A 23,591-nucleotide genomic window follows, 5' to 3' on the forward strand; every position below is an offset into this window, starting at 1 on the left:
AGGCGGACAGTTCCGCGACGTGTTCGTCCACGTCGGCGCCGCAGACCGTGTTCTCACTCACCATGGACTCGGTGACCAGCGGCTCCAACTGCTCGAAGTGACGCGGTGTGGGCAGGATCTGGGCCATCTCGCCGGGCAGCAGCTGGTTGGACCACAGCCGGTGCACCGTACGGACGGCCTCGTCGCGGTCGGTGCCGTAGCAGACCTTCGTACCGCCGCTGACGAGGCCCGCGCCCCCGCCGCCCTTGCGGAACTGGGTCGTGAGGTCCTCGTCGGGGCCCATGGTGATGTAGCCGTCACCCACGCGGGCGGCGAGCGCGGTCGCCTGGGGGCCGAAGCCGGAGACGTCGATCGGGACGGGCTCGTCGGGGACGGTGTACAGCCGGGCGTTCTCGACCGTGTAGTGGGGGCCGTGGTGGTTGACCTCCTCGCCGGTGAAGAGGCGGCGCATCACCTGGATGGCCTCCTCCAGCATCTCCAGACGGGTGTGCGCGGGCGGCCACCGGTCACCGAGGACGTGCTCGTTCAGCGCCTCGCCGGAGCCGACACCGAGCCGGAACCGGCCCTCCGTCTGCACCGCGCTCGTCGCCGCCGCCTGCGCCACCACCGCCGGGTGCATCCGTACGGTCGGGCAGGTCACGGCCGTCTCGATGGGCAGCGACACCGCCTGGGACAGCGCGCCGATCACCGACCACACGAAGGGGCTCTGGCCCTGCGCGTCGTTCCACGGGTGGTAGTGGTCCGAGATCCACAGCGCCTGGAACCCGGCCTGTTCGGCCTGCCTCGCCTGCTCGACGAGTTCCGCCGGACCGAATTCCTCGCACGCGAGGAAGTAGCCGTATTCGGGCATGGGGAAGCACCTCCGGAAAGAGAGCGGGTCGGGTTCCGTTCCGGGTACCCAGCGTGCGTCGGGGAAACCGGCGCGCGAAGGGCGATGCGCGGTCGGCCGAACCGGGCGCCGGCAGACGTTTGGGTGCCCTGACCAGGGGGACGCGGAAAGTCCCGTACGACGTCCACGCAGGCGTTCGTACGCCTGACCGAAGGCTCTGCACACGCGACACCGCCGGAGGCGAAAACGTGAGTCGACCCCGCATCCTGATCGTCGGCGCGGGCTTCGCCGGGTACCAGACGGCCCGCACCCTGGCCCGGCTGACCCGGCAGAAGGCCGACATCACCCTGCTGAACCCGACCGACCACTTCCTGTATCTGCCCCTGCTGCCCCAGGTCGCCGCCGGTGTCCTGGAACCCCGCCGGGTCACCGTCTCCCTCCCCGGCACCCTGCGCAAGGTGCGCCTGGTGCTCGGCGAGGCCGACGCCGACGGCATCGACCTCGACGCGCGCACCGTGCGCTACACGGACCCCGAGGGCGAGAGCGGCACCCTCGGCTACGACCGGCTCGTCCTCGCCGTCGGCAGCGTCAACAAACTGCTGCCCGTCCCCGGCGTCGCCGAGAACGCCCACGGCTTCCGGGGCCTGCCCGAGGCGCTGTATCTGCGCGACCACGTGACCCGGCAGGTCGAACTGGCGGCCGCCGCCGACGACCCCAAGAGCCGCGCCGCCCGCTGTACGTTCGTCGTGGTCGGCGCCGGCTACACCGGCACCGAGGTCGCCGCGCAGGGGCAGCTGCTCACCGACGCGCTGGTACGCAAGCAGCCCGTGCGCGAAGGCATGCGGCCACGCTGGCTGCTGCTGGACACCGCGCCGCGCGTCCTGCCCCAGCTGGACGAGAAACTGTCGCGCACCGCCGACCGGGTGCTGCGGCAGCGGGGCATCGACGTCCGCACGGAGACCTCCGTGAAGGAGGCGACGCCCGCTGGAGTGCTGTTGTCCGACGGGGAGTTCGTCGAGTCGCGCACCCTGGTGTGGTGCGTCGGGGTCCGCCCCGACCCGCTGGTCGAGAGCATCGGGCAGCCCCTGGAACGCGGACGGCTGATCGTCGACCCCTTCCTCCAGGTGCCGGGCCACCCCGAGGTGTTCGCCTGCGGGGACGCCGCCGCCGTGCCCGACCTGAACAAGCCGGGGGAGTTCACCGGCATGACCGCGCAGCACGCCTGGCGGCAGGGCAAGGTCGCGGCCCGCAATGTCGCCGCCTCGCTCGGCGTCGGGTCCCGCACCGCCTACCGCCACCGTGACCTGGGGTTCGTCGTCGACCTGGGCGGAGTCAAGGCCGCCGCCAACCCGCTGGGCGTCTCACTGTCCGGGCCGGTCGCCGGCGCGGTCGCCCGGGGCTACCACCTCGCGGCGATGCCCGGAAACCGGGTGCGCGTCGCGGCGGACTGGCTGCTGGACGCCGTACTCCCGCGCCAGGGCGTGCAGTTGGGGCTCGTGCGGTCCTGGTCGGTGCCGCTGGACACGGCGTCGCCGGAGCTGGCGCGGGTGCCGGACGGTGCGCGCAGGTCCCCGGAACGGGTGCCGGAACAGTCGTCGGGACGGGCCTCCGAACGGTCCGCCCCATCGGAAGGAGAGTCGTGAAAACCGCCGAAACCCTGCACAACACCGCCGAACTCGCCGAGCTGGGACAGCAGTTGCGTGTCGACAGCATCCGGGCCTCGGCCGCCGCGGGCTCCGGGCATCCGACCTCGTCCATGTCCGCCGCCGACCTGATGGCCGTACTCCTGGCCCGCCACTTCCGCTACGACTTCGACCGGCCGACCCACCCCGGCAATGACCGCTTCGTCCTCTCCAAGGGGCATGCCTCGCCGCTGCTCTACGCCGCCTACAAGGCGGTCGGCGTCATCGACGACGCCGAACTGCTCACCTACCGCACGCTCGGCAGCCGGCTCGAAGGCCATCCGACACCCAGGCGGCTGCCCTGGGTCGAGACGGCCACCGGGTCGCTCGGCCAGGGGCTGCCCGTGGCCGTCGGTATCGCGCTGGCCGGCAAGCGGCTCGACCGCACCGGATACCGGGTATGGGTGATGTGCGGCGACAGCGAGCTGGCCGAGGGGTCGGTGTGGGAGGCCGCCGAGCACGCCTCGTACGAGCAGCTCGACAATCTGGTCCTCGTCGTCGACGTCAACCGGCTCGGCCAGCGCGGGCCGACCCGGCACGGGCACGATCTGGACGCCTATGCGCGCCGGTTCAAGGCCTTCGGCTGGCACACCATCGAGGTGGACGGGCACGATGTCGAGGCCGTCGACCGTGCCTACGGCGAGGCTGAATCCACGACCCGGCAGCCCGTCGTCATCCTCGCGCGCACGCTCAAGGGCAAGGGCGTCGCGGCCGTCGAGGACCGCGAGGGTCTGCACGGCAAGCCGCTGAAGGACGCCGACGAGGCGATCGCCGAACTCGGCGGGCCCCGCGACCTCCGCGTCCGCCCGCCCGAGCCGCGCGCCGCCCGCGCACTGCACGCCGTACGCGCCGGACACCTCGAACCGCCCCGCTGGGACGAGGGGGAGAAGGTCGCCACCCGGGACGCCTACGGGCAGGCGCTCGTCGCGCTCGGCAACGCCCGGGGCGACATCGTGGCCCTCGACGGCGAGGTCAGCGACTCGACGCGCGCCGAGGCCTTCGCCAAGGAGTACCCCGACCGGTTCTTCGAGTGCTACATCGCCGAACAGCAACTCGTCGCCGCCGCCGTGGGACTGGCGTCGCGCGGCTGGGTTCCGTACGCGTCGACGTTCGCCGCGTTCCTGACCCGCGCCCATGACTTCCTGCGGATGGCGGCGGTCAGCGGGGCCGGCATCAACCTCGTCGGCTCGCACGCGGGTGTCGCGATCGGGCAGGACGGGCCCTCCCAGATGGGCCTGGAGGACCTGGCGATGTTCCGCGCGCTGCACGGCTCGACGGTGCTGTATCCGTGCGACGCCCACCAGACCGCGCGACTCGTCACCACCATGGCCGGCCTCGACGGCATCCGCTATCTGCGCACCTCGCGCGGCGGGACACCGCTGCTGTACGGGCCCGACGAGGAGTTCCCCGTCGGCGGCAGCAAGGTGCTGCGCTCCGCCGGGCGCGAGGACCGGCTGACCGTGGTCGCGGCGGGCGTGACCGTCCACGAGGCGCTGACCGCAGCCGACGCGCTCGACGCCCAGGGCATCCCGGTGCGGGTCATCGACCTGTACTCCGTCAAGCCCGTCGACCGGCTCACCCTGCGCCGGGCCGCCGAGGAGACCGGCTGTCTGCTCACCGTCGAGGACCACCGGGAGGAGGGCGGTATCGGGGACGCGGTCCTCGACGCCTTCCTCGACGGCCGGCCGGTGCCCCGCCTGGCCCGCCTCGCGGTGCGTACGATGCCCGGCTCGGCGAGTCCCGACGAGCAGCTGCACGCCGCCGGCATCGACGCCGAGGCCATCATGGCGGCGGGCCGGCTCCTCGTGGAGGAGGGGATCGCTCCGTGACCGACGGCGCGGTACGGCGGGTCCGGGCCGGGCGGCGGACCGTCGAGGTCCACCGGCCCGACAAGGTGCTGTTCCCGGGCGGCGACGACGTCAGGGAGTACACGAAGTCCGACCTCGTCGACCACTACCGCGCCGTCGCCCCGTTCATGCTGCCCCACCTGCGCGGACGCCCGCTGATGCTGGAACGCCATCCCGACGGGATCGACGGCCCCCGCTTCATGCAGAAGAACGTCTCCGGCAGCTCCCCGGAGTGGGTCGACCGGGTGGAGGTGCCGAAGGAGGGCGGTACGGTCGTCCACCCGGTCTGCGACGACACCGCGACCCTGGTCCACCTCGCCGACCAGGCGTCCGTGACCCTGCACCGCTGGCTCTCGCGCGTCGGCCGCGTCGACTCCCCGGACCGTATGGTCTTCGATCTCGACCCGACGGTGGACGACTTCACCCAGGTGCGGGAAGCGGCCCTGCACCTGCGGGAGTTGCTCGACATGCTGCGGCTGCCGTCCGCGCCGATGACCACCGGCTCGCGCGGGCTGCACATCGTCGTCCCGCTGAGCGGCCGGCACGGCTTCGACGAGGTACGGGAGTTCGCCAGAGGAGTCGCCGAGGTGCTGGCCGCCGCACACCCCGACCGGCTGACCACCGCCGCCCGCAAGAAGGAGCGCGGCGAGAGGCTCTACCTGGACGTGCAGCGCAACGGGTACGCGCAGACCGCCGTCGCGCCCTTCTCCGTCCGCGCGCTGCCCGGGGCGCCCGTGGCCGTCCCCGTCCGCTGGGAACAGGTGGACGATCCCCGGCTGACCGCCCGCCGCTGGACGATCGCGGACGCGGCTCAGCAGGCCGGTACCCATCCGTGGGGCGAAGTGATGCGTCGGGGACGGGCGTTGGGGCCCGCCCGACGAAAGCTCGACTCGATGGTCTGAGCCTGCGGGGTTTATGCGACCGATCCTGGGCCACCCGATGTCCAGGAGACCTATGACGAACTCATCGAACACAGAATCGAACGCACCCAAGTCGGCCATGGAGATCATGCGCGGGGCGCGCGACCAGCTCGCGGAACTGACCGGTATGACCGCGGAGACCGTGTCGTCCTTCGAACAGGTCGAGAACGGCTGGTCGTTGGAGATCGAGGTCCTGGAACTCACCAGGGTCCCCGACACCATGAGCCTTCTCGCGAGCTACCGCGTGGACCTCGACAAGCGGGGCGAACTCACCGGCTACCGGCGGGTCCGCCGCTACGAACGCGGACGCGCCGACGCGCGCAGGTCCGAGGGCCGATAACCCGGAGCACATCAACAGGCCTGCGCCGGCTGGTACTTCGCCAGGCAGGTCCTTCACGAGACAAGGAGGGGTGGACGGTATGACCGTTGTCCCGGCACAGCAGAGCGGCGGAGGAGGCGGCTCCAGCGGCCTCTACGACGTACTCGAACTCGTTCTCGACAGGGGGCTGGTCATCGACGCGTTCGTACGGGTCTCCCTGGTCGGCATCGAGATCCTGAAGATCGATGTCCGGGTCGTCGTGGCCAGCGTCGACACCTATCTCCGGTTCGCCGAGGCATGCAACCGCCTCGACCTGGAGGCCGGCCCGAAGCGCAGCCCCGGCCTGCCCGACCTGGTCGGTGACATCACCGAGTCCGGGGCGAAGGGCAAGTCGAAGGGGGCACTGTCCGGTGCCGCCGAGACCATCTCCGACGCCTTCCGGCAGTCCCGTGACGAGGGCCAGGCCGAACCCAGGCAGCAGCAGACCCGGACCCGCAAGACCGCGGCCGCACGCAGGAAGGAGGAGCAGGAGTGAGTACGAGCAGCGCCCCGGACACGGGCAACGACACGACCGACGGCACGAGCATCGGCACGTACGTCTACGGCATCACCGCCGCCACCCACCCCGCGCTCCCCTCCTTCGCCGAGGAGTTGCGCGGCGTCGGCGACCCGCCGCGTACCGTGCGCGTCCTGACGGCAGGCACCCTCGCGGCGATCGTCAGCGACGCGCCCGAGAAGCTGCGCCCCAAGCGCAAGGACCTGCTCGCCCACCAGCACGTGCTGGAGGAGGCGGGTGGCGCCGGCTGTGTGCTGCCCATGCGGTTCGGCAGCGTGGCACCGGACGACGACGCGGTCACCTCCGTACTGACCGAACGCGCCGAGCACTACGAGGAACGGCTCCAGGCCCTCGACGGCAACGTCGAGTACAACGTCAAGGCGAGCCACGAGGAAGAGGCGGTCCTGCACCGCGTGCTGGCGGAGAACCCGGAGATCCGGGCGTTCACCGAGGCCAACAGGCAAGCGGGCGGCGGCAGTTACGACGACCGGGTGCGCCTCGGCGAGATGGTCGTGTCCGCGGTGAAGGCCCGCGAGGCCGAGGACGCCGTCGAGGTGCGGCAGGCGCTGGAGCCCTCCGCGGTGGCGGTGAGCGTGGGCGCCGAGTCGACCGGCTGGCTGGCCAACGTGTCCTTCCTGGTGGCCCGCGACTCGGCGGAGGTCTTCCTCACCGCGACCGAGCAGCTCCGCAAGGCGCGCCCGTACCTCGAACTGCGGGTCCACGGGCCGCTGCCGCCGTACAGCTTCGTCGAGCCGGGCCCGGGCGAGCCCGCGGGCTCCCCGGCGGGCGGCCTCGGCGCCGGGGCGGATCAGAGCCGGACATGGGACTGATCTCGGAGGTGCTGCTGCTGCCGTTCGCACCGGTGCGCGGCAGCGCCTGGGTGATCGGCCAGGTGCTGCACGAGGCGGAGCGGCTGTACTACGACCCGGCCACGGTCCGCACCGAACTCGCCCAGCTGGAACAGCAGTTGGAGGCGGGCGAGATCGACGACGAGGAGTTCGACCGCCGCGAGGACGAACTCCTGGACCGGCTGGAGACAGGCCTGCGCACTGGCGTGGGTACCAACAACGGGACGGCACGAGGATGAACCGAGTGGGACTGGGCCTCGCTGTAGGGGCCGGATACGTTCTTGGACGTACGAAGAAACTGAAACTGGCCTTCGCTGTCGGCACCCTGGTGGCCGGCAAGCGGATGCAACTGAGCCCCAAGGCGCTCGCGGACCTGGTGTCCGGGCAGCTGCGCGACAACCCGCAGTTCAAGGAGATCGGCGACCAGCTGCGCGTTGATCTGCGGGGCGTCGGCAAGGCCGCGTCGGGCGCGATGGTCGAGCGGCAGGTCGAGGCACTGGCCAACCGTCTGCACGGCCGCACGGCGGAGGTCCGCGACCAGCTGGCGGGCGTCGTGACGAAGACGACGGGCCGGGGCCGCGACGCCGACGCCGACGCCGACGAGGCGGAGGACGCCTACGACGAGACGGCGGACGAGGAGCGCGACGAGGAGGAACCCGCCGGGCGCAGCGAACGGCCCGCCAGGAAGGCGGCGGCGAAGAAGACGGCCGCCGCGAAGAAGACGGACCCCAGGAAGGCAGCGGCATCCGGCCGGCCCTCCGCGAAGAAGGCGACCGCGAAGAAGACGGCGGCGAAGAAGACGGCCGCCGGTCGCGGCACCCGCGCGCGGCTGCCCAAGGGAGGCGGTGAACGATGACCGACACCCTCAAGTCCGTCAAGTCCGCCGGATCCGGGAAGGGCAACCCGATCACCGACGTCGCCAGGAGCGAGGCCGCCGACCGCCTGAAGTCGGAGGTCCAGGAGTACCTCGCCGCCCAGGCGCAGCGCCTGCTGACGGGCGTCGGACACCGGCTCGGCGAGACGACCGTCAAACTCAACGACATCGCGGACGGCAACAGCCCCGGTTTCGCGAAGATGGCCCTCGACGGTGGCCGCAAACTCGCCGAGGGGAAGGGCCCCCTGCGCTCGGCCATCGAGGTCGGCGCCGGACGAGCCAAGGACAGCGTGGTCGGCGCCTTCAAGAACCTGACCGGTGGCAAGGGCAGGCGAAAGGGCGGGGCGGGAAAGAAGCCGACGGTCGTCATCGAGTTCATCGACGTCGGAGTCCCGCTGCGCACCGCCTACGACCAGTGGACCCAGTACCAGGACTTCAGCACCTTCGCGAAGGGCGTCAAGAGCGCGAACCGCGCCGACGACACGACCTCCGACTGGCAGCTCAAGATCTTCTGGTCCAACCGGAGCTGGAAGGCCCACACCACCGAGCAGGTGCCCGACGACCGGATCTCCTGGACGTCGGAGGGCGCGAAGGGCACGACCAAGGGCGTCGTCTCCTTCCATGAACTCGCACCCAACCTCACCCGCGTGCTGCTGGTCGTCGAGTACTACCCCAAGGGTCTGTTCGAGAAGACCGGCAACATCTGGCGCGCCCAGGGCCGCCGCACCCGGCTCGACCTCAAGAACTTCGCCCGCTTCATCACGATCAAGGGCGAGGCGGACGACGGCTGGCGCGGAGAGATCCGCGACGGCGAGGTGATCGTGAGCCACGAGGACGCCCTCGCGCAGGAAGAGGAAGAGGCGGCCGAGGAAGGGGAAGAGGGAGAGGAAGGGCTCGAGGCGGAGGACGAGTACGAGGACGACGTCGACGACGAGGCCGAAGGCGCCGAACCCGAGGGTGAGTACGAGGAGGCGGAGGACGAGAAGCCCGAGGAGCCGGAGTACGAGGACGACGACGAAGCCGAGGACGAGGCGGCGTACGAAGAGGACGTCGACGAGGACGAGGCCGCGTACGAGCCGGAGCCCGAGACGGCCGAGGACGAGACCGAGGACGAAGCCGAATCCGAGACCCGGCCCCGGAGTCGTCGATGACTTCGCCGGCAAGTCGGCTGCCCCAGCCCTACAGCCATGACGGCGGCTCCAACCTCGCCGACATCCTCGAACGGGTGCTGGACAAGGGCGTGGTGATCGCGGGCGACATCCGGATCAACCTGCTCGACATCGAACTGCTCACGATCAAACTGCGGCTCATCGTCGCCTCCGTCGACAAGGCCAAGGAGATGGGCATCGACTGGTGGGAGGACGACCCGGCGTTGTCCTCCCGCGCTCATCGGGGTGAACTCGCCCGCGAGAACGCCGAGTTGCGTGAACGGCTGGCCGAACTGGAGCGCGGGGGAGCGCCGAAGGAGACCTCATGACCGGACTGCGGTACGTCTACGCCGTCTGCCGCCCCTTCGACGCGGCCCTGCAGGCCCAGTTGACGGGGGTGGCGGGCGCCCCGCCCGGACTGCTCGTCCACCGCGGGCTGGTCGCGGTCGTCAGTACGGTGCCGGAGGAGGACTTCGCCGAGGAGCCGCTCCGGCACCGGCTGGAGGACCTCGACTGGCTGACCGCGACGGCACGCGCCCATCAGGCCGTGATCGACGCGCTGACCGCCGTCACCACACCGCTGCCGCTGAGGCTCGCCACCGTCTTCCGGGACGACAGCGGCGTACGTGTGATGATGGAGGAACGCGAGAACGACTTCCACCGCACTCTCGACCGCCTCGACGGGAGGGTCGAGTGGGGCGTGAAGGTGTATCTGGAAAAGGCCGACGGAACGGACGCGGAAACGGATTCCGCGTCGGTCCCGTCGGACCCGCCGGTGACCACCGGCCGGGACTATCTGCGTCGGCGTCGACAGCACGCCAGGACGAACGAGGACCGGTGGCGCGGCGCCGAGACGTTCGCCGCCGAATTGCATAGCACCCTTTCCGGCTGTGCCGAGGACCATCGGCTGCACGCGCCGCAGAACTCCGCGCTTTCCGGTGCGAGCGGGCAGAACGTGCTGAACGCGGCCTATCTGGTTCCGCGCGAGGATTCCGAGCAATTCGTGGAACTGGTCGACCGGACGAGGAGCGACGCGGACGGGACCACCGACGGGACCACGTCGGGACTGCGGGTCGAACTCACCGGTCCCTGGGCCGTCTACTCCTTCACCGGAGACGCCGATGGCTCCGCAGCGGGCGAGGGGGACGCGTGACCGTCGTCGAACGCCGCGAGGTCGCCCTCGTCGACCTGCTCGACCGGCTGCTCGCCGGCGGGGTCGTCATCACCGGGGACATCACCCTGCGCATCGCGGACGTGGACCTCGTCCGGATCGACCTGAACGCGCTGATCAGCTCAGTGAACGAACAAGTACCCTCGCCCTGGGGAGAGTTGACGTGAGTGCCCGCAACCGGCTCGACCTCGAACCCGACACCGTCGAACGTGATCTCGTCAAACTCGTCCTGACGGTGGTGGAGCTGCTCCGGCAGCTCATGGAGAGGCAGGCCGTGCGCCGCTTCGACACGGGGGAGATGACCGAGGAGCAGGAGGAGCGCGTGGGGCTCACACTCATGCTCCTCGAAGACCGGATGGCCGAGCTGCGGGAGCGGTACGGGCTGCGGCCCGAGGACCTGAATCTGGACCTCGGGCCGCTGGGCCCCCTACTTCCCAGGGACTGAACGCCCACTGAACGGCCTGGGACGGGTCATTCGCTGTCACCGGCTACCAGCGGTACCAGCGACCCCTTGATCCACTCGCGCTCGTGCCCCGCACCAGGAATCCCAGCAGCCAGACGACGAGCACGATCAGTGCGATCCACCAGAGTATTTTCACCGCGAATCCGGCGCCGAAAAGAATCAGGACCAGAAGCAGTACGAGCAGAATGGGAACCATTGTGAACCTCCTGGGCCCCGAGTTTCCCGAAATCGGAGTCTCAGACATCGCCCGGAGGACTCGGTCGGCATTTCGGCGTCAGCCGGCCTTCCGGCAGAGGATTTCGCCGTGCGGGACGGTGAACCAGGCGTCCTCCCGCCGCCCCCACTCCCGCCAGGCCTCCGAGACGGCCCGCAGCCGCTCCGGGGTCGCCAGGCCGCCCTCCGTCGCCCGGTCCGCGTAGGCGGACGCGAGCGTCCGGTCCGCCCACAGGCCGCTCCACCAGGCCAGCTCCGCGGTGTCCGCGAACGTCCACGTGCTGGAGGTGGCCGTGATGTCCGTGAGCCCGGCCCGCAGCGCCCAGGACTTCAGCCGGCGTCCCGCGTCCGGCTCGCCCCCGTTGGCCCGGGCCACCCGCCGGTAGAGGTCCAGCCAGTCGTCCATGCCCTCCGACTCCGGATACCAGGCCATGGCCAGGTAGTCCGACTCGCGGACGGCGACATACCCGCCGGGCTTGGTGACCCGGTGCATCTCGCGCAGCGCCCGCACCGGGTCACCCACGTGCTGCAGCACCTGATGGGCGTGGACCACGCAGAACGTGTCGTCCGGGAAGTCCAGCGCGTGGATGTCCGCGACAGCGAAGCCGACGTTGGTGAGACCCCGCTCGGCGGCTGTCGCCCTGGCCCGGTCGAGGACCTCCGGCGCCCGGTCGACGCCGGTGACCTGTCCGTCGGGGACCAGTTCGGCCAGGTCCGCGGTGATCGTGCCCGGGCCGCAGCCGATGTCCAGGATCCTCATGTGCGGCTTCAGCGAGCCGAGGAGGTACGCCGCCGAGTTGGCGGCGGTGCGCCAGGTGTGCGAGCGGAGCACGGACTCGTGGTGCCCGTGCGTGTAGACGGCGGTCTCCTGCGGCTGTGACTGCGGCTTGGACATGACCGTGCCCCTTCTCGTCTTCTCGAACGACCCGCTCCGAACGACTCGCTCATCACCGTACGCAGTCGTGCCGAATAATGAGACCCATGTCTTGGGATGTGGACATGGCCCGTCAACAGGCCCCAGCCGACGGTCAGTTCCGGCCGAGCGGGCGGTAGACCGTCAGCGCCTCCGGGAGTTTCTCGAGCGTCACGCTGCCCTCCACCTCCGTGACCTCGCCGTCGTACGCGAGGAGGGTGCCCGGCGCCACGTCGTCCACGCGCAGACGGCTGACCAGGACGCCCGCGTGGGCGGGGGAGCGGGTCAGTGGGCCGGCCAGAGCCGCCGCCAGGAGGCGCAGCGAGGGCTTCCGGCCGCCGTGCACCACCCGTACGTCGAGCCGCCCGTCCGCCAGGTCGACCCGGCGGGCCGGTACGAGGCCGAGCCGGTGGTAGGTGCCGTTGCCCGCGAAGAGCAGCCACAACGGGCGCCGCTCGCCCCGGAGTTGAGCCTCCAGCGGATGGCGGTCGGCGCGCAGGACCCGGGCCGCCGCGACCAACCCGGCCGGCCAGGCGCCGATGCGCTCGGACCAGCGCTCCCGTTCGCGCACCAGCTCCGGATAGACCCCCAGGCTGCACGTGTTGAGGAAGACGCCCTCCTGGTCCCCGGACCGGAACCGGCCCACGTCCACGCGCACCGCCTCGCCCCGGCGCACCGCCCGTCCGACGTCCCGCGCGTCCTCGACGCCCAGGTCGAGCGTGAAGTGGTTGAGCGTGCCGCCGGGCAGCACCGCGAGTGGCCGTCCGTGCCGCAGGGCGACCGCGGCGGCCGTGTTCAGCGTGCCGTCGCCGCCGCACACGCCGAGCACCTCGCAGCGGGCAGCCGCCTTCTCCAGCTCGCCCGGCAGGTCCTCCGGCGCACACTCCACGATCTCCGCCAGGGGCAGCGCGTCCTCCAGCGCGCGGACCCGGTCGGCGGTGCCCGCCGCCGTGTTCGCCACCAGGACCAGACCCTCGCCGTCGGGCAGCGCCGGGGCCGTGGCGTGCGGCCGGGCCGGGGGCGCGGACCGGTCGCGGGCCGGCATGAGCTCCCGTACGGCGAACGCGGCGCCCGCGCCGAGGGCCGCGCCGGCGAGGACGTCGCTGGGGAAGTGGACGCCCGTGTAGACGCGGGACATCGCCACCGAGAAGGCCAGCGGCGCCACCACCGCCCCGAGGCCCCGGGACTCCAGGGCGACACCCGTCGCGAACGCGGCTGCCGACGCGGCGTGGCCGGACGGGAACGACGTGGTGATCGGCTGCCGCTTCAGCTGCCTGACCATCGGTACGGCGTCCAGTACGGGGCGTGGACGGCGTACCGAGCGCTTGCCGACCGTGTTGATCGTCGCGGAGGCCACGGCGAGGGAGGCCAGGCCCCGGACGGCGGCCCGGCGGGCTTTGGGGCTCCCGGTGGCCGCCAGGGCGGCGGCCGTCGCGAACCACAGGACGCCGTGGTTCGCGCTGCGGCTCAGCCTCGGCAGGACGCGCTCGGCGCCAGGCCAGTTCCGGGTGGCTGCGGTCTCGAACAGCCGGAAGTCGAGCTTCAGCAGTTTCTCGCGCAGGGCGTGGCTGCCGAGCTGCGGGACGGTGAGGTCGATGTCTGCGGTCATGACGCTCTGGGTACCCTGAAGTGAGCCTTTTTGTCTTGTCGAACAGGTCACGGGGCTCGTCGCGACATCGTGGGGCGGAAGGAAACCCGTATGCGTCTGCTGCTCGTCCGGCACGGTCAGACCCCGTCGAACCTCAGGTTTCTGCTGGACACCGCCGTTCCGGGGGCAAGGCTGACAGAGCTGGGGGAGAAGCAGGCCGCCGCGCTGCCGGAGGCGCTGGCGGGTGAGGACATCGACGCGATGTACGCCTCCACCCTGACCCGTACACAGCTGACCGCCGCGCCCCTGGCCGAGGCGCGCGGCCTCGACGTCCAGGTGCGGGACGGGATCCGCGAGGTGGCCGCCGGGGACCTGGAGATGCGGGGCGACCCCGAGTCCGCGCACACCTACATGACCACGCTGTTCGCGTGGGCGGCCGGCGACACGGAGCTGCGGATGCCGGGCGGGGAGAACGGTGTCGAGGCGCTCGGCCGGTTCGACGCGGTCGTCGCGGAGGCCGCGGACAGCGGGGCCGGCACGGTCGTCATGGTCAGCCACGGCGCCGTGATCCGGATGTGGGCGGCGGCCCGCGCGGACAACGTCGACGTGCCCTTCGCCGCCGAGCACCGGCTCGACAACACCGGCGTGGTCGTCCTGGAGGGTTCCCCGGCGGACAGCTGGAAGGCGGTGTCCTGGGCGGGCGCGGTCGTCGCGGCGGCCGGACCGGACACGGGCAGCGGACCCGCCGGAGAGGCCCTGCACGGCTAGGACCTGGCCAGGATCTGTCCGGGCGCGGATATGGGTTTGCCCGGGGTCGTGGTGGGCCCGCAGAATGCGTCCTCATGGGACACCTCGAAGCAGCGCACCTTGAGTACTACCTTCCCGACGGGAGGGCGCTGCTCGGCGATGTGTCGTTCCGGGTGGGCGAAGGGGCCGTCGTGGCCCTCGTGGGGCCCAACGGCGCAGGGAAGACGACCCTGCTGCGGCTGATCTCCGGCGAGCTGAAACCGCACGGCGGGACCGTCAACGTGAGCGGTGGGCTCGGCGTGATGCGCCAGTTCGTGGGCTCCGTACGGGACGAGACGACCGTGCGCGACCTGCTCGTGTCGGTCGCCACGCCGCGGATCCAGGAGGCCGCCAAGGCGGTCGACCTGGCCGAGCACGGCATGCTGACCGTCGACGACGAGGCCGCCCAGCTCCAGTACGCGCAGGCACTCTCCGACTGGGCCGAGGCGCACGGGTACGAGGCCGAGACCCTCTGGGACATGTGCACCACGGCCGCACTCGGTGTGCCGTACGAGAAGGCGCAGTGGCGGCTGGTGCGCACCCTGTCCGGCGGTGAGCAGAAGCGGCTGGTGCTGGAGGCGCTGCTGCGCGGCACCGACGAGGTGCTGCTCCTCGACGAACCCGACAACTACCTCGACGTACCCGGCAAGCGGTGGCTGGAGGAGAGGCTCGCGGAGACCCGCAAGACCGTTCTGTTCGTGTCCCACGACCGGGAGCTGCTGTCCCGGTCCGCGCAGAAGATCGTGTCCGTGGAACCCGGGCCCGCCGGTGCGGACGCGTGGGTGCACGGCGCCGGTTTCGCCACCTATCACGAGGCGCGGCGTGAACGGTTCGCGCGTTTCGAGGAGTTGCGCCGGCGCTGGGACGAGAAGCACGCCCAGCTGAAGAAGCTGGTGCTGAACCTCCGTCAGGCGGCCTCCATCAGCCATGAGTTGGCGTCCCGCTACGCCGCCGCGCAGACCAGGCTGCGGAAGTTCGAGGAGGCGGGGCCGCCGCCCGAGCCGCCGCGCGAGCAGGACATCACCATGCGGCTCAAGGGCGGCCGGACCGGCGTAAGGTCCGTCACCTGCAAGGGACTTGAGCTCACCGGGTTGATGAAACCCTTCGACCTGGAGGTCTTCTACGGCGAACGGGTCGCCGTCCTCGGCTCCAACGGCTCCGGCAAGTCGCACTTCCTGCGGCTGCTCGCCGGGGACTCCGTGGCGCACACCGGCGAGTGGAAGCTCGGTGCGCGGGTCGTGCCCGGGCACTTCGCCCAGACGCACGCCCATCCCGAACTGGAGGGCCGTACGCTCCTCGACATCCTGTGGTCCGAGCACGCGCAGGACCGGGGCGCGGCCTCGTCCCGGCTGCGCCGCTACGAACTGACCGCCCAGGCCGAGCAGCGCTTCGAGCGGCTCTCAGGCGGCCAGCAGGCCCGCTTCCAGATCCTGCTCCTCGAACTGCAGGGCGTCACGGCACTGCTGCTGGACGAGCCGACGGACAACCTCGACCTGGAGTCCGCCGAGGCCCTCCAGGAAGGGCTGGAGGCGTTCGAGGGCACGGTGCTCGCCGTCACACACGACCGCTGGTTCGCTCGTTCGTTCGATCGATATCTGGTGTTCGGCAGCGACGGGAAGATCCGGGAGACCCCGGAGCCCGTGTGGGACGAGCGGCGGGTGGAGCGGGCGCGGTAGGGGCTTCGCCCGGGCGGCGAGGGGTACCCGGCCCGCGTACCGAAGGACTCGGACGCGACGAGTGGGGTGCCACCATGACCGGAGTCGACCCGGGCCGGCTGGACGACCAGCAGCTGATGAAGGAGCTGGAGACGATCCACCGGACCCGCCACGACACGCTGCTGCACGCGCCGAGCGACGCGCTGCGCGCCCACAACGACCGGATGGCGCAGCTGGAGGGCGAGTACCTGCGCCGCCATCCGCGCCGCCCGGTCGCCGCGGGCCGCACCCGTGAGGGCGCCCGGGACCGGGACTGCGCACAGCACCGGCGGCGGTGGATCTCAGCGGCGCACCGGGGGAGGATCCCAGCGCCGATGGGCCGCGACCGCCGCGAAGAAGGCGGAACTGCTACGGCACCGCCACCGGCAGGAAGGGCCGTCAGGCGGCCTTCTTGCCGAACTCGGTCACGAGTGCCTCGCAGAACGCCTTCAGGTCGTCCGGTTTGCGGCTGGTGACGAGGACATTGCTTCCGTGGTCGCAGATCCGCACCTGCTCGTCGACCCACTCACCACCCGCGTTCGTCAGGTCGGTGCGCAGACTCGGCCACGAGGTGAGCACCCGGCCGCGCACGACGTCCGCCTCCACGAGGGTCCACGGGGCGTGGCAGATCGCGGCGACCGGACGGCCCTGGTCGAAGAAGTCCCGGACGAACGCCACGGCGCGCTCGTCGGTGCGCAGGAGGTCCGGGTTGGCCACCCCGCCGGGCAGCACGAGCCCGTCGAAGGACTCGGCCGACACCTCGCCGACGACCTCCTGAACGGGGAAGGTGTCCCCCTTGTCGAGATGGTTGAAGGCCTGCACCCGGCCCTGCTCGGTCGACACGAGCACGGGTTCACCACCCGCGTCGGCCACCGCCTGCCAGGGCTCCGTGAGTTCGATCTGTTCGACGCCCTCGGGGGCGGTCAGAAACGCGATACGCATAGTCCTTCGGTGTCCTTTCCTGGTCATTGCGTGGTCCGTTCCCGAGGGGCCCGGCTACGCGTTCCCCTCGGACCCGCTCACGACCGCCACGGCGAGCTCCTGCACGGAGGCGTAACGCGCCTTCGGGGGAAGCTGCTCCACCGGCTCGACCAGCGTGTCGGGGGCGTAACCGGCGCGCAGGAGGCCACGGAGTTCGCGTGGCCCGGCCGGGAAGGACGTACGGCCCAGATAACGGGCCAGTTCGAAGCGCACCGTCTCGATCCCGGCCGGCGCGCGGCCGGGAGCCACCGGGCCGCCCGCGATCCGCGGGTCGTCCTCGGCGGCGGGTTCCGGGTCGTTCCACTCCTCGGTGCTCGTCGGGTGGCCGGACCTGAGCAGGCCCTGGACCTGGTGCTTCATCTCGTCGTCGCGATGGGCGCTGACGCGGCCGCTGCCTTGTTGCATGCGTGCCTCCAGACTTCGGGGGTGCCAGCCGCGTACCCGAGGATCTGCCGCCGACACACCTCAGCGGCTCTTCCTGGACCTGGCCCGTCCCCCGCTCCGCTCCCGGCCCGGCAGGAACTCCTGGATCTTCGACTTGAAGCCCTGGCGGACCATCGCCCCCCGGTCCGCGTCGCCCTTCAGGATGGACGCGGCCGTCGCCTCCATCTGCTCCCAGGTGGCGTGCGGGGGCACCGGCGGTACGGCCGGGTCGGTGCGGAACTCGATCACCGCCGGACCGTCGGCCTCCAGCCCCGCCCGCCAGCCCGCCTCGACGTCCTCGGGCCGCTCCACCCGTACGCCGGTCAGACCCAGGGAACGGGCGAAGGCCGCGTACGGGATGTCCGGCAGCTCCTGCGACGGCAGGAAGGAAGGGGCGCCCTCCAGCGCGCGCATCTCCCACGTGACCTGGTTGAGGTCGTGGTTGTTCCAGACGCCCACGACCAGGCGCGGGTCCTCCCAGCGGTCGCGGTACTTCGCCGCGGTGATCATCTCCGCCAGCCCGTTCATCTGCATCGCGCCGTCCCCGACCAGCGCGATCGCCGGCCGGTCCGGGTGGGCGAACTTGGCGCCGATCGCGTACGGGACCCCGCAGCCCATAGTGGCCAGCGTCCCGGACAGCGAGGAGCGCATCCCGGGCCGCATCGACAGATGCCGGGCGTACCAGTTCGCCGTCGATCCGGAGTCCGAGGTGACGATGGCGTTGTCCGGCAGCAACGGATCCAGGGCCCGGGCCACGAACTCGGGGTTGATCGGGTCGGCCGACAGCGCGGCCCGCCGCTCCAGGACGTCCCGCCAGCGCACCACGTTCGCGCACACCGTGTCGTACCACTCACGTCCCCGGTCGGCGGTGTCCAGCAGCGGGATCAGACGCTCCAGGGTCGCCCGGGCGTCGCCGACGAGGTTCACCTCGTACGGATAACGCATCCCCACCATGTGCGGGTCGATGTCGATCTGCACGGCCCGTGCCTTCCCGTACTCCGGCAGGAACTGGGAGTACGGGAAGGAGGAACCGATCGTCAGCAGGGTGTCGCAGTCGCGCATCAGCTCGTACGAGGGGCGCGTGCCGAGCAGGCCGATCGAGCCGGTGACGTACGGGAGTTCGTCGCTCAGCGCGTCCTTGCCGAGCAGCGCCTTGGCCACGCCCGCGCCGAGGAGCTCGGCGATCCGCTCGACCTCCGCCCGCGCGCCGGCCGCGCCCTGGCCGATGAGAATCGCCGTCTTGTCACCGGAGTCGAGGATCTCGGCGGCCCGTACCAGGGACTCCTGGGAGGGGATCGTGGTCCACGCGCTGCGGTCCAGGCTGGACGGCACCATCTTGAACTCGTGCGTGGGCGCGGCGTATTCGAGCTCCTGCACATCGCCGGGGATGATGACCGCGGTGGGTGCGCGGCGCGCGTACGCGGTGCGGATCGCCCGGTCCAGGACGTTCGGCAGCTGCTCGGGCACGGTGACCGTCTCCACGAAGTCCGAGGCGACGTCCTTGAACAGGGAGTGCAGGTCGACCTCCTGCTGGTACGAGCCGCCCATCGCCGTACGGTGCGTCTGGCCGACGATCGCCAGCACCGGCACATGGTCCAGCTTGGCGTCGTACAGGCCGTTCAGAAGGTGGATCGCGCCGGGCCCCGAGGTCGCCACGCACACGCCGAGCCGGCCGCCGAACTTGGCGTAGCCGACCGCCTCGAACGCGGACATCTCCTCGTGCCGGGACTGGATGAAACGAGGCCGGTCCCCGGCGCGGCCCCAGGCGGCCAGCAGACCGTTGACGCCGTCGCCGGGATAACCGAAGACCTCTTCCACCCCCCACTCGCGCAGCCGCTGCAGGACGTGGTCGGCAACCGTGGTGCTCATCGGAACTCCCAGGGGAGAAGGCGTACGGGTGGCACCGGCCGAGTCTCCGAACGGCGGTCGGAAAAACCTGTTTGGCACGCATGGGGCGGGGCAGGCGCAGCATCAGTGCTTCGGACAGGAGGCACGTCCGTGGGAGCGGTGGATCACCGACCCGGGTGTCTCTGTCCCGGTGGTGCGCGCCCTTCCGCGGTGACCCGTCCACCCCGAGCACTCCTAGGGAGTTGCGACGCACCATGCGAACTCACACGAGTCCGAAGCGGCATCCCCACAACGACGCCCCCGACACCGCCGAGGCCTTCCGCACGCTCGCCGCGCTCCCCCCGGGTCAGCAGCGCGACACCCTCCGGGCGAAGATCGTCGAGGCCTGGCTGCCCATGGCCGACCGGCTCGCGGGCCGCTTCCGGAGCCGCGGCGAAAGCCTCGACGACCTGCGTCAGGTGGCCGCGCTGGGCCTGGTCAAGGCCGTCGACCGCTACGACCCCGCACTCGGCAACGCCTTCGAGAGCTACGCCGTCCCCACGGTCACCGGGGAGATCAAGCGCCACTTCCGTGACCACATGTGGACCCTGCACGTCCCGCGCCGGGTCCAGGACCTGCGCAACCGTGTCCGGTTCGCCTCCCAGGACCTCTCGCAGACCATCTCGGGCCGCAGGCCCACCGTCGCGGAGATCGCCGAGCACGCCAACATGACCGAGGAGGACGTCAAGGTCGGCCTGGAGGCGCTGGAGAGCTTCACCGCGCTGTCCCTCGACGCCGAACTGCCCGGCAGCGACGACGGATACTCCCTCAGCGACGCCCTCGGCGCCGCCGACCCGGCCCTCGACACCGTCATCGACCGCGAGGCCGTCAAGCCGCGGCTGCGGGCCCTGCCCGAGCGTGAACGCGCCATCCTCTACATGCGGTTCTTCGGGGACATGACCCAGAGCCGTATCGCCGAGCAGCTCGGCATCTCCCAGATGCACGTCTCCCGCCTGATCAGCCGCTCCTGCAACCGGCTGCGGGACCAGGTCATGAAGGACGCGGCCTAGAACGGACCTCCTGTACGGGTGCTCGGCGAATTCGCGGCCGTGTCTCCTGTCTCCTGTCTCCGGTCCGCGAAACGCTCCTGCCGCGTCTCCGGCCGCACAGCGCTCACCGAGCTGGAGCAGCTCGGTGAGCGCTGTGCGGCTCCCGGCCGCCGTCACCCGCTCGGGCGTGCGCGTCCCGCGAATGGTGCCCGGCCGCGCGCGCCGCGCCGCCGGGCGGGCTGTGATGGGGTGCGGGGCATCACCCGACGCTCCCCGCAGCCGCCGCTCGAAGGAGCCCAGCCATGCGCCGCACCGCCCGTGTCCTGTCCGTCGCCGCCCTGGCCGGTGCCGCCCTCGGTGCCGCCGCCTCGGCCGTGTCCGCGGACGCCGCCGGGGAGGTCAACCCGCGCACCGTCGGACCCGGCGGCACCGTCACCGTCTCCGTGGCCTGCGAGGCGACCGGAGGCACCCCGCCCGCGTCCATCGACGCGCACTCCCAGGGCTTCGAACAGGGCACCGTCCAGCTCCAGCAGGTGCCAGGCAACGACGACCAGGTGACCGGCCCCGCCTACAGCGGCACCGCGAAGATCGCGCCCGCCTGGAGTTTCGAGGGCGACCAGAACGCGACAGCCCCCGCCGCCGAATGGTCCGCCGACGGCACGTGTCCCGGGCAGGCCGGAGGCCAGGGCAAGGCATGGAAGGCGACGTTCACGGTGACCCGCGACGGCACGGGCAGCGGCACCGGCACCTGTGGCACCGACCCCCACGGCGACTACCAGAACGGCGACCACGAGAACGGCGACTTCCAGGACGTGTCCTCCTGCCCCACGCACACCTCCGCGCCCACCCCCGCACCGGTGCAGCGCGGGGTGGCGGCGGGCCAGGGCGGCGCGTTCACCGACTCGGTGCCCGCGCTGGTCGCCGGCGGCGTACTGATCACGGGCGCCGCCGGGGCCGCCGTACACCGGCTGCGGCGCAGGCAGAAGCCGGTGCGCGGCTGACCCGGGCCGACGCCCGCAGCGCCCGCAGGACCGGCCGAAGCAACCCGAGCGGGCTCCCATGGGTCCCTGTGACCGTGGGTACTCGTAGGCACAGGCGGGCACACGCACCGCACCGGCAACGCGCGGAGGAACGCATGCGGCGGACGGACTCCCAGGGGCACGGCCCCGTCCGCTACGGCCCGCCGCTCCCCGCCGACGGACTCCCCGTACTGCCCGAACTCGCCGCCGTGCTCGCCGCCGCGGCCACCCGCCCCGACGCCCAGCCGACCGGCGGCGGCCCCGCACTCCTCGACGCCGCCTGCGGCTACTGGAACCGGCGCGGACTGCCCGCCGAACCCGACCAGCTTGCCGCCGCGCCCGGCGCCCCGGTCCTGCTGCACGCGCTGACCGCCGCGATCGGCGGCGACGTCCTGGTGCCCCGGCCCTGCCCGGCCTGGTGGGCGCCACAGGTGCGGGCATTGGGCAGATCCGTGTTCTACGTGGGCACGCCGGCCGACTGCGGAGGCGTACCGGACCCGTACGCCCTGCTGGAGACCGTACGGAGGGTGCGGGCCGAGGGCGGTGATCCCCGGCTGCTCGTGCTGTCCGTGGCGGACGACCCGACGGCCACCGTGGCGCCGCCCGAACTCCTGCACGAGACCGTCGAGGCCGCCGCGGGGGAGGGGCTGCACCTGGTCAGTGACGAGACCTGGCGGGACACCCTGCACCGGCCGCACGACACCGTGCTGCTCAGCCCGGCCGAGATGCTGCCCGACCGGGTCGCCGTGGTCACCGACCTGCGCGGCGCGTCGCTGCCGCCGGGCTGGCCCGCCGCCCTCGCCCGCTTCCCCGCGAACGCCTCCGGCGACGCCCTCCGCGCGCGTGTGCTCGACGTACTCACCGCGCTCGGCGCCCGGATCGCCGAACCGGTCGCCGCCGCGGCCGGCTACGCGCTCGGTGAACCCGAGCCCGTCGCCGAACGGCTCACCGCCGCCGTACGCCTGCACGCGCGCGTGGCGACCGCCGTGCACCGCGCGGTCGTCGCCGCGGGCTGTCTGGCCCTGCCGCCGAAGGCCGGACGCCATCTGTACGTCGATCTCGGCCCCCTGCGGACCGCGCTCGGCGCCCGAGGCGTCGGCGACGCCCAGGAGCTGGAGGACCACCTCACCGACCGGCTCGGCATGCCCACACCGGGCGGTCACCGGTTCGGGGACGACCTCGCGGCACTGCGCGTCCGGCTGGCCACGGGCGCGCTGCTCGGCGACACGCCGGAGGAACGGACTCAGTCGCTCACGTCACCCGAACCACTGGAACTGCCACACGTGCGACGCGCGTTGACCCTGATGGAATCAACCTTCGACGATCTTTGTGACGACGCTCAGCGACGGGAGTCTCCTCGATGACGCAGCAGTCCGAGTCGACCACGAGCACCAGCTCCAGCTCCAGTACCAGCACGGTCAGGACCACGCCGCCCGAGTCGCTTCAGCCGCTCCACGGGCCGCGGGTGTGGCCCCGTTCCTTCGTCGACCGGCTGACCACCCCGCTGCCTGGCCTGAAGGGCATGGCCAGATTCGCCAGAGAGGGCGCGGCACGGCCGACCCCGCAAGCCCTGGCCGACATCCCGCGGTTGCCCTTCGAACCCGGCCCGCTGCCCCGCGTCGACGCGCGCACGATCGCCGTCTCCTGGGCGGGGCACGCCAGTTGGGTGGTCAGGATCGGCGGCCTCACCGTCCTCACCGACCCGGTCTGGTCCCGCCGCATCCTCGGCACACCGGCCCGGATCACCCCCGTGGGCGTCGCCTGGAGCGCGCTGCCGCGCGTCGACGCCGTCGTCATCAGCCACAACCACTACGACCACCTGGACGCGCCGACGCTGCGCCGACTCCCGCGCGACACCCCGGTGTTCGTGCCGGCCGGCCTCGGCCGCTGGTTCAGGCGCCGCCGGTTCACGCACGTCACCGAGCTGGACTGGTGGGAGACGGCCGAACTGGACGGCGTCCGCTTCGACTTCGTGCCGGCCCACCACTGGTCCAAGCGCGGCCTCACCGACACCTGCCGCACCCTCTGGGGCGGCTGGGTGCTCACCGACCTGGACGGGCAGCGCGTCTACTTCGCGGGCGACACCGGGTACGGCCACTGGTTCGCCCGCATCGGACAGCGCTACCCGGGCATCGACCTCGCGCTGCTGCCGATCGGCGCGTACGACCCCCGGTGGTGGCTCAGCGACGTCCACTGCGACCCGGAGGAAGCGGTACAGGCCGCCATGGACCTCGGCGCGCGCCGGATGGCGCCCATGCACTGGGCCACCTTCGTCCTGTCGGCCGAACCGGTCCTGGAGCCACTGACCCGGGTACGGACGGCCTGGGGGCGGACCGGCCTCCCCCGCGAAGACCTGTGGGACCTGCCGGTCGGGGGTTCACGGGTACTGGGCTGAGTTGTTCTCGCCCCCGCCGCCCTTACCCGTCCCATCCCTGGGGGCT

The 23,591-nt window shown here is 71.8% G+C and carries 26 protein-coding genes and 1 pseudogene; 20 read left to right on the forward strand and 7 right to left on the reverse strand.

What is annotated here, in order from left to right:
* Window positions 1-850, reverse strand: an 850-nt coding sequence (locus STRTUCAR8_RS15115; RefSeq protein WP_006376641.1) for a TIGR03557 family F420-dependent LLM class oxidoreductase, incomplete at its 3' end; no start/stop codon positions are given.
* A 227-nt stretch (window positions 851-1,077) separates the two neighbouring features.
* Here STRTUCAR8_RS15115 and STRTUCAR8_RS15120 point away from each other — a divergent pair.
* The 13 genes from STRTUCAR8_RS15120 to STRTUCAR8_RS15180 all read left to right on the forward strand — a co-directional run bounded on the left by STRTUCAR8_RS15120 (window position 1,078) and on the right by STRTUCAR8_RS15180 (window position 10,639).
* Entirely contained in the window at window positions 1,078-2,472 is a 1,395-nt protein-coding gene (locus STRTUCAR8_RS15120) for an NAD(P)/FAD-dependent oxidoreductase (RefSeq protein ID WP_006376658.1), read from the forward strand.
* Complete coding sequence (locus STRTUCAR8_RS15125) at window positions 2,469-4,340, forward strand: transketolase (protein WP_006376655.1); 1,872 nt, start codon at window positions 2,469-2,471, stop codon at window positions 4,338-4,340. The genes STRTUCAR8_RS15120 and STRTUCAR8_RS15125 overlap by 4 nt, the downstream gene beginning before the upstream one ends.
* On the forward strand, window positions 4,337-5,260 hold the full coding sequence (ligD, locus tag STRTUCAR8_RS15130) for a non-homologous end-joining DNA ligase (RefSeq protein ID WP_006376643.1): 924 nt from the start codon (window positions 4,337-4,339) through the stop codon (window positions 5,258-5,260). Before STRTUCAR8_RS15125 ends, ligD begins: the two co-directional genes overlap by 4 nt.
* Window positions 5,261-5,312: 52 nt before the next feature.
* Window positions 5,313-5,618 carry a gas vesicle protein GvpO gene (locus STRTUCAR8_RS15135; RefSeq protein WP_006376654.1) on the forward strand — a complete coding sequence of 102 codons (306 nt, stop codon included), beginning with the start codon at window positions 5,313-5,315 and terminating at the stop codon, window positions 5,616-5,618.
* 79 nt (window positions 5,619-5,697) lie between these two features.
* Window positions 5,698-6,132, forward strand: a complete 435-nt coding sequence (locus tag STRTUCAR8_RS15140) for a gas vesicle structural protein GvpA (RefSeq protein WP_006376653.1) — start codon at window positions 5,698-5,700, stop codon at window positions 6,130-6,132.
* A 50-nt stretch (window positions 6,133-6,182) separates the two neighbouring features.
* Window positions 6,183-6,983: a GvpL/GvpF family gas vesicle protein gene (locus tag STRTUCAR8_RS15145; protein WP_044472247.1), complete on the forward strand. Its 801-nt coding sequence runs from the start codon at window positions 6,183-6,185 to the stop codon at window positions 6,981-6,983.
* The gene (locus STRTUCAR8_RS15150) at window positions 6,974-7,240 is read left to right on the forward strand and encodes a gas vesicle protein GvpG (protein WP_006376649.1); all 267 of its coding nucleotides are present in this window, start codon (window positions 6,974-6,976) and stop codon (window positions 7,238-7,240) included. The genes STRTUCAR8_RS15145 and STRTUCAR8_RS15150 overlap by 10 nt, the downstream gene beginning before the upstream one ends.
* Complete coding sequence (locus STRTUCAR8_RS15155) at window positions 7,237-7,857, forward strand: hypothetical protein (protein ID WP_044472244.1); 621 nt, start codon at window positions 7,237-7,239, stop codon at window positions 7,855-7,857. The genes STRTUCAR8_RS15150 and STRTUCAR8_RS15155 overlap by 4 nt, the downstream gene beginning before the upstream one ends.
* Window positions 7,854-9,026: an SRPBCC family protein gene (locus STRTUCAR8_RS15160; RefSeq protein ID WP_006376645.1), complete on the forward strand. Its 1,173-nt coding sequence runs from the start codon at window positions 7,854-7,856 to the stop codon at window positions 9,024-9,026. The genes STRTUCAR8_RS15155 and STRTUCAR8_RS15160 overlap by 4 nt, the downstream gene beginning before the upstream one ends.
* Window positions 9,023-9,352: a gas vesicle protein gene (locus STRTUCAR8_RS15165; RefSeq protein ID WP_006376666.1), complete on the forward strand. Its 330-nt coding sequence runs from the start codon at window positions 9,023-9,025 to the stop codon at window positions 9,350-9,352. Before STRTUCAR8_RS15160 ends, STRTUCAR8_RS15165 begins: the two co-directional genes overlap by 4 nt.
* Complete coding sequence (locus tag STRTUCAR8_RS15170) at window positions 9,349-10,176, forward strand: GvpL/GvpF family gas vesicle protein (RefSeq protein WP_006376644.1); 828 nt, start codon at window positions 9,349-9,351, stop codon at window positions 10,174-10,176. Before STRTUCAR8_RS15165 ends, STRTUCAR8_RS15170 begins: the two co-directional genes overlap by 4 nt.
* Window positions 10,173-10,361, forward strand: coding sequence for a gas vesicle protein (locus STRTUCAR8_RS15175; RefSeq protein ID WP_006376647.1), 189 nt, complete (start codon window positions 10,173-10,175; stop codon window positions 10,359-10,361). The genes STRTUCAR8_RS15170 and STRTUCAR8_RS15175 overlap by 4 nt, the downstream gene beginning before the upstream one ends.
* Window positions 10,358-10,639 (forward strand): gas vesicle protein K, encoded by a 282-nt coding sequence (locus STRTUCAR8_RS15180; RefSeq protein ID WP_006376661.1) that lies wholly within the window; start codon window positions 10,358-10,360, stop codon window positions 10,637-10,639. Before STRTUCAR8_RS15175 ends, STRTUCAR8_RS15180 begins: the two co-directional genes overlap by 4 nt.
* Window positions 10,640-10,682: 43 nt before the next feature.
* On the opposite strand, the gene STRTUCAR8_RS15185 is transcribed toward STRTUCAR8_RS15180, so the two are convergent.
* The 3 genes from STRTUCAR8_RS15185 to STRTUCAR8_RS15195 form a co-directional block, all read right to left on the reverse strand.
* Window positions 10,683-10,853, reverse strand: coding sequence for a hypothetical protein (locus STRTUCAR8_RS15185; RefSeq protein ID WP_006376648.1), 171 nt, complete (start codon window positions 10,851-10,853; stop codon window positions 10,683-10,685).
* A gap of 78 nt (window positions 10,854-10,931) precedes the next feature.
* Window positions 10,932-11,765 carry a class I SAM-dependent methyltransferase gene (locus tag STRTUCAR8_RS15190; protein ID WP_006376657.1) on the reverse strand — a complete coding sequence of 278 codons (834 nt, stop codon included), beginning with the start codon at window positions 11,763-11,765 and terminating at the stop codon, window positions 10,932-10,934.
* Window positions 11,766-11,898: 133 nt separating this feature from the next.
* A complete protein-coding gene (locus STRTUCAR8_RS15195) occupies window positions 11,899-13,392 on the reverse strand; it encodes a bifunctional phosphatase PAP2/diacylglycerol kinase family protein (protein WP_006376659.1) in 1,494 nt (497 codons plus the stop codon).
* A 90-nt stretch (window positions 13,393-13,482) separates the two neighbouring features.
* On the opposite strand from STRTUCAR8_RS15195, the gene STRTUCAR8_RS15200 reads away from it, so the two are divergent.
* From STRTUCAR8_RS15200 to STRTUCAR8_RS54190, 3 genes and pseudogenes are all read left to right on the forward strand, one after another.
* Window positions 13,483-14,139: a histidine phosphatase family protein gene (locus tag STRTUCAR8_RS15200; protein WP_006376642.1), complete on the forward strand. Its 657-nt coding sequence runs from the start codon at window positions 13,483-13,485 to the stop codon at window positions 14,137-14,139.
* Between the two features lie 74 nt (window positions 14,140-14,213).
* A complete protein-coding gene (locus tag STRTUCAR8_RS15205) occupies window positions 14,214-15,833 on the forward strand; it encodes an ABC-F family ATP-binding cassette domain-containing protein (RefSeq protein WP_006376640.1) in 1,620 nt (539 codons plus the stop codon).
* A gap of 74 nt (window positions 15,834-15,907) precedes the next feature.
* A pseudogene (locus tag STRTUCAR8_RS54190) lies at window positions 15,908-16,129 on the forward strand (DUF6158 family protein); the annotation flags it as partial.
* A gap of 121 nt (window positions 16,130-16,250) precedes the next feature.
* On the opposite strand, the gene STRTUCAR8_RS15210 reads toward STRTUCAR8_RS54190, so the two are convergent.
* Genes STRTUCAR8_RS15210 through STRTUCAR8_RS15220 form a run of 3 tightly spaced genes read right to left on the reverse strand, consistent with a single transcriptional unit; the run spans window position 16,251 to window position 19,124 of the window.
* A complete protein-coding gene (locus tag STRTUCAR8_RS15210; protein ID WP_006376664.1) occupies window positions 16,251-16,793 on the reverse strand; it encodes a type 1 glutamine amidotransferase domain-containing protein in 543 nt (180 codons plus the stop codon).
* 54 nt (window positions 16,794-16,847) lie between these two features.
* Entirely contained in the window at window positions 16,848-17,237 is a 390-nt protein-coding gene (locus STRTUCAR8_RS15215) for a DUF2795 domain-containing protein (protein ID WP_006376652.1), read from the reverse strand.
* 60 nt (window positions 17,238-17,297) lie between these two features.
* Window positions 17,298-19,124 (reverse strand): thiamine pyrophosphate-requiring protein, encoded by a 1,827-nt coding sequence (locus STRTUCAR8_RS15220; protein WP_006376650.1) that lies wholly within the window; start codon window positions 19,122-19,124, stop codon window positions 17,298-17,300.
* A gap of 233 nt (window positions 19,125-19,357) precedes the next feature.
* Between STRTUCAR8_RS15220 and STRTUCAR8_RS15225 the strand changes: the two genes are divergently transcribed.
* The 4 genes from STRTUCAR8_RS15225 to STRTUCAR8_RS15240 all read left to right on the forward strand — a co-directional run bounded on the left by STRTUCAR8_RS15225 (window position 19,358) and on the right by STRTUCAR8_RS15240 (window position 23,545).
* Window positions 19,358-20,152 (forward strand): RNA polymerase sigma factor SigF, encoded by a 795-nt coding sequence (locus STRTUCAR8_RS15225; RefSeq protein WP_006376656.1) that lies wholly within the window; start codon window positions 19,358-19,360, stop codon window positions 20,150-20,152.
* A gap of 281 nt (window positions 20,153-20,433) precedes the next feature.
* Complete coding sequence (locus tag STRTUCAR8_RS15230) at window positions 20,434-21,132, forward strand: hypothetical protein (RefSeq protein ID WP_006376660.1); 699 nt, start codon at window positions 20,434-20,436, stop codon at window positions 21,130-21,132.
* Between the two features lie 134 nt (window positions 21,133-21,266).
* Window positions 21,267-22,514, forward strand: a complete 1,248-nt coding sequence (locus STRTUCAR8_RS15235; protein ID WP_006376662.1) for an aminotransferase class I/II-fold pyridoxal phosphate-dependent enzyme — start codon at window positions 21,267-21,269, stop codon at window positions 22,512-22,514.
* Entirely contained in the window at window positions 22,511-23,545 is a 1,035-nt protein-coding gene (locus STRTUCAR8_RS15240; protein WP_006376646.1) for an MBL fold metallo-hydrolase, read from the forward strand. The genes STRTUCAR8_RS15235 and STRTUCAR8_RS15240 overlap by 4 nt, the downstream gene beginning before the upstream one ends.
* The last annotated feature ends 46 nt before the right edge of the window (window positions 23,546-23,591 follow it).

The sequence above is a fragment of the Streptomyces turgidiscabies Car8 genome, assembly GCF_000331005.1.
In the GTDB taxonomy this organism is placed as follows: domain Bacteria; phylum Actinomycetota; class Actinomycetes; order Streptomycetales; family Streptomycetaceae; genus Streptomyces; species Streptomyces turgidiscabies.

Bases quoted from the DNA above. Each gene is read 5' to 3' on its own strand.
- STRTUCAR8_RS15135 (WP_006376654.1), top strand. From the start codon at position 5,313: ATGACGAACTCATCGAACACAGAATCGAACGCACCCAAGTCGGCCATG.
- STRTUCAR8_RS15140 (WP_006376653.1), top strand. From the start codon at position 5,698: ATGACCGTTGTCCCGGCACAGCAGAGCGGCGGAGGAGGCGGCTCCAGC.
- STRTUCAR8_RS15150 (WP_006376649.1), top strand. From the start codon at position 6,974: ATGGGACTGATCTCGGAGGTGCTGCTGCTGCCGTTCGCACCGGTGCGC.
- STRTUCAR8_RS15155 (WP_044472244.1), top strand. From the start codon at position 7,237: ATGAACCGAGTGGGACTGGGCCTCGCTGTAGGGGCCGGATACGTTCTT.
- STRTUCAR8_RS15160 (WP_006376645.1), top strand. From the start codon at position 7,854: ATGACCGACACCCTCAAGTCCGTCAAGTCCGCCGGATCCGGGAAGGGC.
- STRTUCAR8_RS15165 (WP_006376666.1), top strand. From the start codon at position 9,023: ATGACTTCGCCGGCAAGTCGGCTGCCCCAGCCCTACAGCCATGACGGC.
- STRTUCAR8_RS15170 (WP_006376644.1), top strand. From the start codon at position 9,349: ATGACCGGACTGCGGTACGTCTACGCCGTCTGCCGCCCCTTCGACGCG.
- STRTUCAR8_RS15185 (WP_006376648.1), bottom strand. From the start codon at position 10,853: ATGGTTCCCATTCTGCTCGTACTGCTTCTGGTCCTGATTCTTTTCGGC.
- STRTUCAR8_RS15190 (WP_006376657.1), bottom strand. From the start codon at position 11,765: ATGTCCAAGCCGCAGTCACAGCCGCAGGAGACCGCCGTCTACACGCAC.
- STRTUCAR8_RS15195 (WP_006376659.1), bottom strand. From the start codon at position 13,392: ATGACCGCAGACATCGACCTCACCGTCCCGCAGCTCGGCAGCCACGCC.
- STRTUCAR8_RS15200 (WP_006376642.1), top strand. From the start codon at position 13,483: ATGCGTCTGCTGCTCGTCCGGCACGGTCAGACCCCGTCGAACCTCAGG.
- STRTUCAR8_RS15205 (WP_006376640.1), top strand. From the start codon at position 14,214: ATGGGACACCTCGAAGCAGCGCACCTTGAGTACTACCTTCCCGACGGG.
- STRTUCAR8_RS15210 (WP_006376664.1), bottom strand. From the start codon at position 16,793: ATGCGTATCGCGTTTCTGACCGCCCCCGAGGGCGTCGAACAGATCGAA.
- STRTUCAR8_RS15215 (WP_006376652.1), bottom strand. From the start codon at position 17,237: ATGCAACAAGGCAGCGGCCGCGTCAGCGCCCATCGCGACGACGAGATG.
- STRTUCAR8_RS15220 (WP_006376650.1), bottom strand. From the start codon at position 19,124: ATGAGCACCACGGTTGCCGACCACGTCCTGCAGCGGCTGCGCGAGTGG.
- STRTUCAR8_RS15225 (WP_006376656.1), top strand. From the start codon at position 19,358: ATGCGAACTCACACGAGTCCGAAGCGGCATCCCCACAACGACGCCCCC.
- STRTUCAR8_RS15230 (WP_006376660.1), top strand. From the start codon at position 20,434: ATGCGCCGCACCGCCCGTGTCCTGTCCGTCGCCGCCCTGGCCGGTGCC.
- STRTUCAR8_RS15235 (WP_006376662.1), top strand. From the start codon at position 21,267: ATGCGGCGGACGGACTCCCAGGGGCACGGCCCCGTCCGCTACGGCCCG.
- STRTUCAR8_RS15240 (WP_006376646.1), top strand. From the start codon at position 22,511: ATGACGCAGCAGTCCGAGTCGACCACGAGCACCAGCTCCAGCTCCAGT.